General features: G+C 66.0%; 7 protein-coding genes. 5 read left to right on the top strand and 2 right to left on the bottom strand.

Translation table 11 applies throughout. The features are described 5' to 3' along the window. Positions 1-5 precede the first annotated feature (5 nt). From ASD45_RS12835 to ASD45_RS12815, 5 genes are all read left to right on the top strand, one after another. Positions 6-479: a cytochrome c-type biogenesis protein gene (locus ASD45_RS12835; RefSeq protein WP_056911838.1), complete on the top strand. Its 474-nt coding sequence runs from the start codon at positions 6-8 to the stop codon at positions 477-479. Between the two features lie 162 nt (positions 480-641). Continuing rightward, entirely contained in the window at positions 642-2,189 is a 1,548-nt protein-coding gene (locus tag ASD45_RS12830) for a Do family serine endopeptidase (protein WP_056911837.1), read from the top strand. A gap of 398 nt (positions 2,190-2,587) precedes the next feature. Beyond that, a complete protein-coding gene (locus ASD45_RS12825; RefSeq protein ID WP_056912763.1) occupies positions 2,588-3,268 on the top strand; it encodes a response regulator transcription factor in 681 nt (226 codons plus the stop codon). A 99-nt stretch (positions 3,269-3,367) separates the two neighbouring features. Continuing rightward, complete coding sequence (locus tag ASD45_RS12820) at positions 3,368-4,792, top strand: ATP-binding protein (protein WP_056912762.1); 1,425 nt, start codon at positions 3,368-3,370, stop codon at positions 4,790-4,792. Continuing rightward, a complete protein-coding gene (locus ASD45_RS12815) occupies positions 4,789-7,740 on the top strand; it encodes a bifunctional [glutamine synthetase] adenylyltransferase/[glutamine synthetase]-adenylyl-L-tyrosine phosphorylase (RefSeq protein ID WP_056911836.1) in 2,952 nt (983 codons plus the stop codon). Before ASD45_RS12820 ends, ASD45_RS12815 begins: the two co-directional genes overlap by 4 nt. Before the next feature lie 3 nt (positions 7,741-7,743). Here the strand turns inward: ASD45_RS12815 and ASD45_RS12810 are convergent, their stop codons facing one another. Then, on the bottom strand, positions 7,744-10,038 hold the full coding sequence (locus tag ASD45_RS12810) for an ATP-binding protein (RefSeq protein WP_056911835.1): 2,295 nt from the start codon (positions 10,036-10,038) through the stop codon (positions 7,744-7,746). 182 nt (positions 10,039-10,220) lie between these two features. Continuing rightward, complete coding sequence (gene pepN, locus ASD45_RS12805) at positions 10,221-12,860, bottom strand: aminopeptidase N (protein WP_056911834.1); 2,640 nt, start codon at positions 12,858-12,860, stop codon at positions 10,221-10,223. Positions 12,861-12,867: the final 7 nt, after the last annotated feature.

The raw sequence follows: 12,867 nt of genomic DNA, 5'->3' as shown, positions 1-12,867 counted from the left end.
GACGGATGCGGCGCCTCCTCATCGTCGCGTTGGTGTCATCGCTGCTGTTGCCCGGCGCGGCGCTTGCCGTGAAGCCCGACGAAATCCTCAAAGACCCTGCGCTGGAAGCTCGTGCGCGCGTGCTGTCGCAGGAATTGCGCTGCATGGTTTGTCAGAACCAATCGATCGACGATTCCGACGCGCCGCTGGCGCGTGATTTGCGATTGCTGGTGCGCGAGCGCCTGGAGAAGGGCGACAGCGACAAGCAGGTGCTGGATTTTCTCGTCGCTCGCTACGGCAATTTCGTTCTGCTCAAACCGCCGGTCGAGCCGTCCACGCTTCTGTTGTGGGGCCTGTCGCCGCTGGTGCTGATCATCGGAATCGGCGCGCTCGTCGTGATGGCGCGCCGGCGCCGCTCGCTCGCCCTGGAATCTGAGGGGCTCAGTGCCGAGGAACGGCGCCGCCTCGATGGCCTCGTTCATCCGGATTCACAGGGCTGAACTCCCGCTTTCTGTAACGCGCTGAATTTCATAGCGAATTACTTTTCCCCATTACCGATAATTAATCCCGCCGTCAGGACGCTGTAAGGCGCGAACCTCCATCTTCGCGTTAACAGAACGGCGCGCTTTCGCGCCTCACCGCTTAGATGATGGAGAGTCCCGATGAGCGTCACTCCCGCTCCTCAATCCCCCAAGAAGTCCGGCGTGTTGTCGGTTCGCCGCATCGCGCTGCTCGCCACCACGGTTGCCGGTCTCGGCGCCGCCGCTTTCGTCGCCGCTCCTGAATTCAACATTCCGCTGCATTACCCGACCGCCCAAGCCCAGAATCTGACCGAGCAGGCGCGTACGCTGCCGGCCCCGGTCGGCTTTGCCGATATCGTCGAGAAGGTGAAGCCGGCGGTGATCTCGGTCCGCGTCAAGGTCGACGGCGGCCCGGCGACCACGGGCCTCGGCGCCGACATGGAAAACGTGCCGCCCGGCCTGCGTGAGTTCTTCCGCCGCTTCGGCATGCCCGAGGGCGGCATGCCGGGCCAGCGCGGCGGCAATGGCGGTGGCCATAACATCATCACCGGCCAGGGCTCGGGCTTCTTCATTTCCGCCGACGGTTATGCCGTCACCAACAATCACGTCGTCGAAAAGGCCGAGAGTGTCGAGGTCAAGACCGACGACGGCAAGACCTACAAGGCAAAGGTGATCGGTACCGATCCGCGGACCGATCTGGCGTTGATCAAAGTCGATGGCGCCTCGTTCCCGTTCGTGAAGCTCGCCGACAAAGCGCCGCGCATCGGCGACTGGGTGCTGGCGGTCGGGAACCCCTTCGGTCTTGGCGGCACTGTGACTGCCGGCATCGTCTCTGCCCGCGGCCGCGACATCGGCGCCAGCGCCTATGACGACTTCATCCAGATCGACGCGCCAGTGAACAAGGGCAACTCCGGTGGCCCGAGCTTCGACACCGAAGGCAATGTGATCGGCGTCAACACCGCGATCTACTCGCCGTCGGGTGGTTCGGTCGGCATCGCGTTCGATATCCCGGCTGACACCGTGAAGACCGTTATCGCCCAGCTCAAGGAGCATGGTTCGGTGACGCGTGGATGGATCGGCGTGCAGATCCAGCCGGTGACCAAGGACATCGCCGACTCGCTCGGTCTGAAGAAGACGCAAGGCGCGCTCGTCGCCGAACCGCAGGATGGCGGCCCGGCGCAGAAGGCCGGCATCAAGGCCGGTGACGTGATCACCGCCGTGAACGGCGAAGAGGTCAAAGATGCCCGCGACCTCGCCAAGAAGATCGGCGCGATGCAGCCGAAGCAGGAAGTGAAGCTGTCCGTGCTGCAGAACGGCTCGGAGAAGACGGTTTCGCTGACGCTCGGCCAGTTGCCGAACAGTCAGCAGGCCGACGCCAGCGATAACGACACCGGCAACGGCGTCGACATGGGCAAGCTTGGCCTGACGCTGGCTCCGGCGGCGCGGGTGGCGGGTGCGGGCGCCGACGGCGTCGTCGTCACCGCGGTCGATGGTTCGGGTTCTGCCGCCGAACACGGCTTCGCCACTGGCGACGTCATCCTCGAGGTTGCCGGCAAGAAGGTCGAGACGCCGAGCGATGTCCGCAAGGCGATCGCTTCAGTCAAATCCGCCGGCAAGCGCACGGTTCTGATGCGCGTCAAGAAGGGCGACAACAGCCGCTTCGTGGCGCTGCCGGTCGGCAACGGCTGATCGGACGACAAGTTTGGGGATGTGCCGCTGGTAACCGTCGCCCCCACTGGCGGCACACCCTCAACGGGACGGGCGAGAGCCCGTCCCGCCTCTCTCTGCCAAACGCCGAAACGGCGTTTCGGCATCCGGACTTCACCCTGGCAACCGTCGCCCCCGCTGGGGTGGGGTCGTTGAGGGGGTGGCGGGTTCGCCTGCCACCCCCTCGCGTACGACATTCGGGGCATATCGCGCCGCCAACCTTCACAGGGGCGCCGAATTGAGGAGGCCTGCAAGCGGCCCGGACCGAGGGGTGGCCGCCGAATCGCCCGGAATTGGTGACAACCATGCCGAGTTCTGACATCAGCTATAATGAAAGCGACCTCGGCCGGAACGCCGAGGCGCAGCCAGACCGGGTGACCATGCGCCTTCTGATTATCGAAGACGATCGGGATGCCGCCGACTATCTGGTGAAGGCCTTTCGCGAGGTCGGCCACGTCGCCGACGCGGCCACCGACGGCGAGGATGGCCTCGCCCTGGCGCTGGACGGCCAATATGACGTGCTCATCGTCGACCGCATGTTGCCCAAACGCGATGGCCTCTCGGTCATCGGCGAACTCCGCAAGAAGCGCATCGAGACGCCCGCGCTGATCCTGTCCGCGCTCGGCCAGGTCGACGACCGGGTGAAGGGTCTGCGCGCCGGCGGCGACGATTACCTGCCCAAGCCATATTCCTTCTCCGAACTGCTGGCCCGCGTCGAGGTGCTGTCGCGCCGCCGCGGCGGCCGCAATGAGGAGACTGAACTGCGGGTCGGCGATCTGCAACTCGATCGGCTGTCGCACATGGTGCGTCGCGGCGAGGAGGAGATCACCCTGCAACCGCGGGAATTCCGGCTGCTCGAATATCTGATGAAGCACGCTGGGCAGGTCGTGACCCGCACGATGCTGCTCGAGAACGTCTGGGACTATCACTTCGACCCGCAGACCAACGTCATCGACGTGCATATTTCCCGCCTGCGCTCCAAGATCGACAAGGGCTTTGCCCAGCCGCTGCTGCATACGGTGCGCGGCGCCGGCTACATGATCCGCGACGGCGCGCGCTAGGCCAGGTCCGATGACTTGCTGCTAGGGGGCCGAAACGGCCTCGTCTAAGATAGTTCCATGAATCAGGCGCCCCCGGTGAACGAGAAGGCCTCGCGCTCCTTGAGCGCGCTCGGCAAGCTGTTCCGCACCACGACCTTCAAGCTGACGCTGGTTTACCTGACCGTGTTCGCGCTGTTCGCGGTGGCGCTGCTTGGCTATTTCGCACTCAACACCCGCCGCTTGATCACCGAGCAGATCACCGACACCGTCAACGCCGAAATCACCGGCCTGTCCGAGCAATACCGGCTCGGCGGCATTCGCCGGCTGGTCCTCACCGTTGACGCCCGAGCCCGTCGGCCGGGCTCCAGCCTTTACCTGGTGACGACCTTCAACGGCGACACGCTCTCCGGCAACGTGACCGCATTGCCGCCGGGCATCCTGGAAAGCAACGGCTGGATCGAAACGCCGTATCGCCGGCTCGATGAGACCGAAGGCGCGAACCAGCCGATTCACAATGCGCTGGTGCGCGTCTTTCAGTTGCCGGGCGGCTTCCGCATTCTGGTCGGCCGCGATCTGGAGGAGCGCGAGCGGCTCTACGACATCGTGCTCTCGGCCGGCCGCTGGTCGGTGGCGCTCGTCATTGTGCTCGGCCTTGGCGGCGGACTGTTCGTCACCCGGCGCGTATTGCGCCGCGTCGATGCCATGACCGAGACCAGCCGCAGCATCATGGCCGGCGATCTCGGCGAGCGGTTGCCGGTCGATGGCACCGGCGACGAACTCGACCGTCTCGCCGAAAACCTCAACATCATGCTCGAGCGCATCGAGGCGCTGATGCATGGGCTCAAGGAAGTCTCCGACAACATCGCTCATGACCTCAAGACACCGCTGACGCGGCTGCGCAACCGCACCGAGGAAGCCTTGCGCACGGCGGCGAGCGAGAGCGAGTACCGCGCCGCGCTCGAAGGCACGATCGAGGAATCCGACGGACTGATCCGCACCTTCAATGCGCTGCTGATGATCGCGCGCGCCGAGTCCGGTCAAGCGCGCGACGACATGGCCGAGTTCGACGCCGCCGAGGTGGCGCGCGACATCGGCGAGTTGTACGAGCCGCTCGCCGACGAAAAGGGCATCGCACTCAGGGTCGATGCGGAGACGCCGGCAATGCTGAAGGGCAACCGCGATCTGGTCAGCCAGGCGGTCGCCAATCTCGTCGACAACGCCATCAAGTACAGCGTGTCGCCGGATCGGCCGGCCGACGCCCCGCCGCTCGAGATCGTGATCCAGGCCGCCAATGAGGGCGACCGCGTGCTGCTCATCGTGGCGGACAACGGCCCGGGCATTCCCGAAGCGGACCGGGCGAGGGCGCTCGAGCGCTTCGTGCGGCTCGAGCAAAGCCGGTCGCTGCCCGGGTCCGGGCTGGGACTGAGCCTTGCCGCGGCGGTCGCGCGGTTGCACGGCGGCGACCTGACGCTCGGCGACAATGCGCCGGGATTGAAGAGCATCATTGCCTTGCCGCGCGCCGGACCGCTACAGATGGCGGGATGAATGCGCCGAATCAGCATGCCGGGCTGACGCTGGCCGAACGCATCGTTTCCGCGCCGTTTCTCAACGACGGCGAGGCGGCGCATGCGCGCGTGGCGGACTGGCTTAACGCGGCGACCGAAGCCGCCGAACTGCGGGCGCTGCTGACGGCGCGGCCGATGGTCGCGACCCTGATCGCGAGTCTCGCCGAAAGTTCGCCGTTTCTCTGGGACCTCGTGACCGCCGATCCGGCGCGCTTCCTCGCGCTGATGAACGCCGATCCGGACGCGCATCTCGCCGGGCTGCTCGCCACCCAGGGCCGCAGTGCCGCGGCGGCGGACGATATCGAAACCGCGATGCGCGCGCTGCGGCGGATGAAGGCCGAGGCGGCGCTGCTGATCGCGCTCGCCGATATCGGCGGCGCCTGGCCGGTGATGCGGGCAACGCAGGGGCTGACCGATCTCGCCGACACCGCGGTGAAGGCCGCGGTGCGCTTTGCGCTCGCCGAAGCGGCCCGCGCGGGCAGACTGCAACCTGCCGACACGACGCAGCCGGACGCCGGAAGCGGTTACATCGTGCTCGCCATGGGCAAGATGGGCGCCTTCGAACTCAACTATTCCAGCGACATTGACCTCATCGTCTTCTTCGATCCCGACAAGGCGCCGCTGGCTGAAGGCGTGGAGGCGGCGCCGACGTTTGTTCGCATCACGCAGCGCGTGGTGAAGATCCTGCAGGAGCACACCGGCGACGGCTATGTGTTCCGCACCGATCTGCGGCTGCGGCCCGATCCCGGCTCGACCGGCATCGCCATCTCGACGCCGGCGGCGCTCGCCTATTACGAAGGCATGGGGCAGAATTGGGAACGCGCCATGCTGATCAAGGGCCGTCCCTGCGCCGGCGATATCGCGGCGGGCGAGGCGATCCTGCAGGAATTGGCGCCGTTCGTCTGGCGCAAGTATCTCGATTTCGTCGCCGTCGCCGACGTGCATGCGATGAAGCGGCAGATCAATGCCTTCCGCGGCCACGGCGACATCGCGGTCGAGGGCCACAACATCAAGCTCGGCCGCGGCGGTATTCGCGAGATCGAGTTCTTCGCCCAGACCCAGCAACTGATCGCCGGAGGCCGCAACCCGCATCTGCGCGACCGCGAAACGCTGACGACGCTGGACAAGCTCTGCGACGATCGCTGGATCGACGCCGCCGTGCGCGATGACATGAAGGCGGCCTATGTCTTCCTGCGCGCCGTCGAGCATCGCCTGCAGATGGTCAACGACCAGCAGACCCAGCAACTGCCGGAAACGCGCGCCGAGGTCGAGCGCTTCGCGCGCTTCTTCGGCTTCGCCGATCGCGATGCCTTCGCCAAGGTGCTGGTCGGGCACCTCGAAACGGTGCAGCGGCACTATGAGCGGTTGTTCGAGAAGCAGGAGGAGGAAGCCGACGCGCTCGCGTTGAACTTCCCCGACGCGGCCGACGACCAGAAGACCGTGGCGCTGCTTGGCGAAATGGGCTTTCGCGCGCCGCTCGAGGCTTCCGGCATCGTGCGGCAATGGCTGAAGGGCGAGCATCGCTCGCTGATGGGCGAGACCGTGCGCGGCCAGTTGGTTGGCGTGCTGCCGGTGCTGCTCGAACAGATCGGCCGCACCGACAATCCGAATGCCACACTGGTGCTGTTCGATCATTTCCTCGGCAACCTGCATGGCGCGGCGCGCCTGCTGTCGCTGTTGCGGCAGAAGCCCGACCTGATCGCGCTGATCGCGCTGGTGCTCGGCACCGCGCCGCGTCTCGGCGATACGCTGGCGCGCTATCCGCATGTCATGGACGCGCTGGTCGATCCCAGCTTCTTCGGCGCGCTGCCGGATGACGCCGAGTTGCAACGCCGGCTCGATGCGGCGCTGGCCCAGGCCCGCTACCCCGAGGAGCTGCTCGAGCGCATTCGCATGTTCGGGCTGGAATACATGTTCCTGATCGGCGTGCGCGTGCTGTCCGGAACGCTGATCGCGCGCGTCGCCGGCGAGGCCTATGCGCGTCTCGCCGACGCGGTGCTGCGGGCGGTGCATCGCGCCGTCACCGAGACGTTCGCGGCGACCTACGGCCATGTGAAGGATGAGCAGGCGGCGGTCATCGCCATGGGCAAGCTCGGCGGCCGTGAAATGACGGCGACCTCCGATCTCGACCTCATCCTGATCTACGATTTCGACGGCGAACAGCCGGAATCCGACGGCCGGCGGCCGCTCTATGGCGCCCAGTATTTCGCCCGGCTGACGCAGCGCCTCATCAACACGCTCACCGCGCAAACCAACTACGGCGCGCTCTATCAGGTCGACATGCGGCTGCGGCCGTCCGGGCAGGCGGGGCCGCTCGCCACGCAGCTCGGCAGTTTCATCCACTACCAGGAAAACGAGGCCTGGACCTGGGAGCACATGGCGCTGACCCGGGCGCGCGTCGTCGCCGCGCCGGAGGCCTTCGCCGACCGCGTCAATGCCGTGATCCGCGACATCCTGTGCCGGCCGCGCGATGCCGAGCAGATCGCCGGCGATGTCGTCGAGATGCGCGGCGCGATCGCCAAGGAGAAGGGCGATGCTACTCCCTGGGATCTCAAATACGCCAAAGGCGGCCTGGTCGATCTCGAATTCATCGCCCAGTACCTGCAGCTCGTGCACGCGCACGAGCATCCCGGCATTCTCGAACCGTCGACGGCACGCGTCCTCGAAGCGGCGCGGCAACTGCGGCTGATCGCGGTGGAGGATGCCGAGGTGCTGCGCCCGGCGGTGCAGCTCTATCAGGACCTGACGCAGATCTTGCGGCTCTGCCTTGCCGGGCCGTTCGACGCCAAGACTGCCGGCCCCGGCTTGTTGCGGCTCCTGATCCGCGCCGCCGACGTGCCGGATTTCGCCACGCTCAACGCCACGCTGCTCGAGACGCAGGCCAAGGTGCGGGCGAGTTTTGTGCGGATCTTGGGCAGCGAGCCGTAGCGGTCAGGCCGCTTCTTCCTTCGGCAGCGGGCATTGCGGCAGAAGCGGCAGACGCACCGTGACGATGGTGCCACGGCCCGGCGTCGAGCGGATGCGCATGCGGCCGCCATGCAGTTCGGCCAGTGACTTGGCAATGGCGAGACCGAGGCCGGAGCCCTGGTGCGTCTTGCTGATGTGGCTTTCGACCTGTTCGAACGGCCGGCCAAGACGGGCCAGCGCATCCGCGCCGATACCGATGCCGGTGTCGGCAATGCTGAGCACGAAGCATTTGTCGGTGCTGCGGCCGCGGACGGCAACGCGGCCGCCGGCGGGCGTGAACTTGACGGCGTTGGACAGGAGGTTGAGCACGATCTGCTTCAGCGCGCGGCGGTCGGCGCGGAGCGCGAGATCGGGGGCGATCCGCGACGTCACCGCGAGTTTCTTTTCGCTGGCCCGCGCCGATACGACGCGGATCGACTCGGCGAGCAAACCATCGACCGCCAGATCCTCGAAATCGAGGCGCATGCGGCCGGCCTCGATCTTCGACATGTCGAGAATGTCGTTGATGACGTCGAGCAGATATTGGCCGCTGGTGTGAATGTCGCTGCAGTATTCTTCGTATTTTTCAGCGCCAAGCGGACCGAACATGCCGGACTGCATGATCTCGGAAAAGCCGATAATGGCGTTGAGCGGCGTGCGCAGCTCATGGCTCATATTGGCGAGGAATTTCGATTTCGCCTGGTTGGCTTCTTCGGCGCGGGTCTTCTCCGCGGCATATTTGCCGGCGAGTTCCTCGGCGCGCTGCTGCGAGGCGCGCAGATCGGCGACGGTGGCGATCAGGCGTTTTTCGCTGTCGACCAGCTTTTCCTCGTGGGCCTTGATATTGGTGATGTCGGTGCCGACCGAGACGTAGCCGCCGTCCTTGGTGCGCCGTTCGCTGATGTGCAGCCAGCGGCCGTCGTCGAGCTGGGCCTCGAATGTGCGGGCGCCCGGCTTGGTCGGGCCGCTGCCGCTCACGGTGCGGCGCACGACGGGTTCGCGGCCTTGCGAGACCACCGATTCATACGATGCGCCGGCGACGATCGCTTCGTCGGGCAGGGTGTGCAGATCCTGGAAGTTCGAATTGCACATCACCAGCCGGTTGTCGGCATCCCACAGCACGAAGGCCTCGGGAATGGTCTCGATGGCGTCGCGCAGGCGCAGGTCGGCGGCGGCGGTCTTCTCGACCAGGCTCTTCTGTTCCGTGACGTCGACGGCGATGCCGATCAGGTGCAGACCCTGGTCGCCGGGCTGGCGCACCAGTTCGCAGCGGGCGCGGAGCCAGATCCACTGGCCGCCGGCATGACGCATGCGAAAGGCCTGATCGATCGTCGCGACTCGCGCTTCGGCGAGGTCGCGGGCCAGATCGTAGAGTTGCACATCGTCGGGGTGGACGAGTTTGCTGACATCGCCGAACGACAACAGCTCTTCCTTGGCCTCGAGACCGAGCATGTCGAACATCGATTGCGACCAGAAGATACGGCCGCGCGCAAGATCCCAGTCCCACAGGCCGCAGCGGCCACGGTTCAACGCGGTATCGATGCGCGAGCGCACGGTCTCGTAGATCATGTCGGCTTCGCGGGCGCGTGTGGCCTGCCAGTGGAAGGCAAATCCGAGGATGAGGACGACGAAGCCGGTTGTCGCCGACAGGGTCACCGTCAGCGTGGTGAGCGAGCGGGTGGTGCGTATGGCGGAGTCACGGGTTTGTACGACGGCGAGTTGACCGAACGGCGCGCCCAAAGCGCGGACGGTGGCAAGTGCGCGGTCGCCGGCCGGCGTGGTGATCTCGAGGACGCCGGCGTCGGCGCCGAAGGTGGTGAGCGGCTGGGTCACTCCGAGCAGATCGATTAGACGGCGGCCGACGGTGCGATCGGTGGAGGGAATGGCGGCGGTGATGACGCCGTGCGCGTCGGTAAGGAGAAAACTGCGGCCATTGCTGGCGGCCCAATCGGGCAGGGCGGCGGAGAGCAGTTGTTGCGGGCGCTCGACGGCGTCGCGCGAAGTCGTCGGCAGGCGCTGCAGGTGCGATGCGACCACGTCACCCGCGGCGTCCATCGACAGCAAGGCGATGTCGACGGTCTGGCGGCGCTGATCGAGCACCTGGACCACGGCGCCAACGCAAATCGTCACGAGAAACGCGATGATGAGCACCGGTACCGCTCGGCGCAACAAGGGCTCGGCTGTCAGGAGGCGTCGATACGCCGGTTTGGCGATCGATTGCGCGAGGCCCTTGATGGAATCGCTCGATGCGGACGCACTCGCCACGTGGGCGCGCGCCATAAAAGGCCTCCGTTGTCGATTTCCCCTGCCACCCCGAGTTCGGACGCCGCACATCGCACCGAATCAGTATGGCGATTGGAATCGATGGCGGCTGATTTGTCGAGAGTCCGCCGGAGTCAATTATTTAAAAATCGTTACCCACCGAAATGTGAGTCCGATCAAGGGCCTGCCGGGGCGCGCGATCAGCCGAGCGCGCGCTCAACGATATCGGCGAGGTCGCGCGACAGGTTCGGGCTCGCCTTGATGCGGCGCAACTGCGTTTCGGCCAGCGCGCGCCGTCCGGATTCCAGCGTGCGCCAGGTGCGGAACGAGGTGGCGAGCCGCGCCGCGAGCTGCGGATTCTTCGGATCGATGGCGAGGATGCTGTCGGCGACGAAGGCATATCCGGCGCCGTCGGCGCGGTTGAACTGCGTCAGGTTGCCTTGCGCGAAGGCGCCGATCACCGCGCGGACGCGGTTCGGATTGCCCATCGAGAAGGCCGGATGCGCGGTCAGCCCGCGCACCTTGTCGAGCGCCGACTTGTGCGGGCTCGCTGCTTGCAGCGAGAACCACTTGTCGATGACCAGGGCATTGTCGGCGTAGCGCTTGTAGAAGTCGTCGAGCGCCTCGCCACGTTCCGGCACCTCGTGCTGCGCCAACGTCGCCAAAGCGGCCATGCGGTCAGTCATGTTATCGGCGTCGGCATATTGGTCGGCGGCTCGCGTGATCGCCGGCGACGATCCGGTTGCCGCCAACAGGTCGAGCGCCACATTGCGCAGCGCGCGCCGGCCGGCGGATGCCGCATCCGGCGAGTAGGGATCGGCCGAGGCCAGCCGCTCGTAGGTCAGCGACAGGTCGGCGCCGAGGCGGATGCCGATATCCTCGCGCAAGGCTTGCCGGGCGAGGTGGATCTTATCCGGATCGATGTCACGGCCGATTTCGCGGGCAATGTCGCCTTCGCCAGGTGGCGTCAGCGCCAGCGCAATAAAGGCGGGCTCAAGGCTTTCATCGTTGAGAATGGCGCCGAGCGCGCCGATCAGGTTGTCGTCGGCGCGCGGCATGCCGCCGGCGCGCAACCGCGCGACATTGTCGGTCAGCAAGCGGATGGCGGTGGTCTGCAGCGCCTGCCAGCGGTTGAACGGATCGCTGTCGTGACGCGCCAGCAGCGCGAAATCGGCGTTGGTGAGATCGGTAACGAGCTTGATCGGCGCCGAGAAGGCGCGGTTGATCGACAGCACCGGCCGTTCCGTCATGCCGCCGAAGGTAAGGGTCTGTTCGGCTTTGTCGAGCACCAGCACATCACGCTGGATAGCGCCGCCTTCCACCGGGACGATCGGCAATTCGCGGCCGTTCTTGTCGAGGAGGCCCATGCGCAACGGAATGACCATCGGCGCTTTGGTGGCTTGGCCCGGCGTCGGCGGCACCGATTGCTTGAGCGTGACGGTGTAAATGCCTCTTTCCGCGTCGAACTGCGTCCTGACGTTGACTTCGGGCGTGCCGGCCTGCGCGTACCAGCGCATGAACTGCGTCATGTCGCGGCCGCTGGCGTCGGCGAAACACTGGATGAACTGTTCGACGGTGGCGGCTTCGCCGTCATGGCGGGCGAAGTAGATATCCATGCCGGCGCGGAACGCCTCGCGGCCGATCAGGGTCTGCATCATGCGCACGACCTCGGCGCCTTTTTCATAGACCGTCGCCGTATAGAAGTTGTTGATCTCCTTGTAAGCGGCCGGCCGCACCGGATGCGCCAGCGGCCCGGAGTCCTCGACGAATTGCGCGGCGCGCAATGTGCGCACGTCGGCAATGCGCTTGACCGGCCGCGAGCGCATGTCGCTGGTGAATTCCTGATCGCGGAATACGGTCAGGCCTTCCTTGAGGCAGAGCTGGAACCAGTCGCGGCAGGTGATGCGGTTGCCGGTCCAGTTGTGGAAGTATTCGTGGGCGATGACGCTCTCGATGCCGGCGAAGTCGCCATCGGTCGCGGTCTCGCCGGAGGCCAGCACGTATTTGTCGTTGAAGACGTTGAGGCCCTTGTTCTCCATCGCGCCCATGTTGAAGTCGGACACGGCGACGATCATGAAGATGTCGAGATCGTATTCGCGGCCGAAGGCTTCCTCATCCCACCGCATCGAGCGCTTCAGCGCGTCCATGGCATAGTCGGCGCGATCTTCCTTGCCGTGCTCGACATAGATGCGCAGCGTCACGTCGCGGCCGGTCATCGTGGTGAACTTGTCCTCGATCGAGGCGAGGTCGCCGCCAACCAGGGCGAACAGGTAAGAAGGCTTCTTGTGCGGGTCGTGCCAGACCGCGAAATGCCGGTTATCGGGCAATTCGCCGCTGTCGATGAGGTTGCCGTTGGCGAGCAGCACGGGCGCTTCGCTCTTGTCGGCCTCGATGCGCGTCGAATAGACCGCCATCACATCGGGGCGATCCGGGAAATAGGTGATGCGGCGGAAGCCCTCGGCCTCGCACTGCGTGCACCAGGTGCCGCTCGAGCGATACAATCCGGACAATTGCGTATTGGCGGTCGGATCGACCACGGTTTCAATGTCGAGGCGGAACGGGCGGTTCGGCGGTTGCGGGATCGTGAGCTTGTCGGGTGTCGCAATGTAACTGTCGGCCGGCAGGCTGACGCCGTCGCGGCGCAGCGACACCAGCGTCAGGCCGTCGCCATCGAGCACCAGCGGGGCCGGCGGCACGGCGGGATTGGGTATGAGCGCGAGACTGGCCCGCACGCGGGTTTCCGTCGGGTGCAGGGTGACGTCGAGGTGGACGGTCTCCACCAGCCAGTCCGGCGGCCGGTAGTCGGTGAGGCGGATGAGTGGAGCGGTGTCGGTGCGCATCCAAGTG

The organism is Pseudolabrys sp. Root1462, assembly GCF_001426945.1.
Classification (GTDB): Bacteria; Pseudomonadota; Alphaproteobacteria; order Rhizobiales; family Xanthobacteraceae; genus Pseudolabrys.
This window is presented reverse-complemented; position numbering and strand designations above follow the sequence as displayed.

Excerpts from the sequence above, each read along its gene's own strand:
- ASD45_RS12825 (WP_056912763.1), top strand. The coding sequence starts at position 2,588 with ATGCGCCTTCTGATTATCGAAGACGATCGGGATGCCGCCGACTATCTG.
- ASD45_RS12830 (WP_056911837.1), top strand. The coding sequence starts at position 642 with ATGAGCGTCACTCCCGCTCCTCAATCCCCCAAGAAGTCCGGCGTGTTG.
- ASD45_RS12835 (WP_056911838.1), top strand. The coding sequence starts at position 6 with ATGCGGCGCCTCCTCATCGTCGCGTTGGTGTCATCGCTGCTGTTGCCC.
- pepN (WP_056911834.1), bottom strand. The coding sequence starts at position 12,860 with ATGCGCACCGACACCGCTCCACTCATCCGCCTCACCGACTACCGGCCG.
- ASD45_RS12815 (WP_056911836.1), top strand. The coding sequence starts at position 4,789 with ATGAATGCGCCGAATCAGCATGCCGGGCTGACGCTGGCCGAACGCATC.
- ASD45_RS12810 (WP_056911835.1), bottom strand. The coding sequence starts at position 10,038 with ATGGCGCGCGCCCACGTGGCGAGTGCGTCCGCATCGAGCGATTCCATC.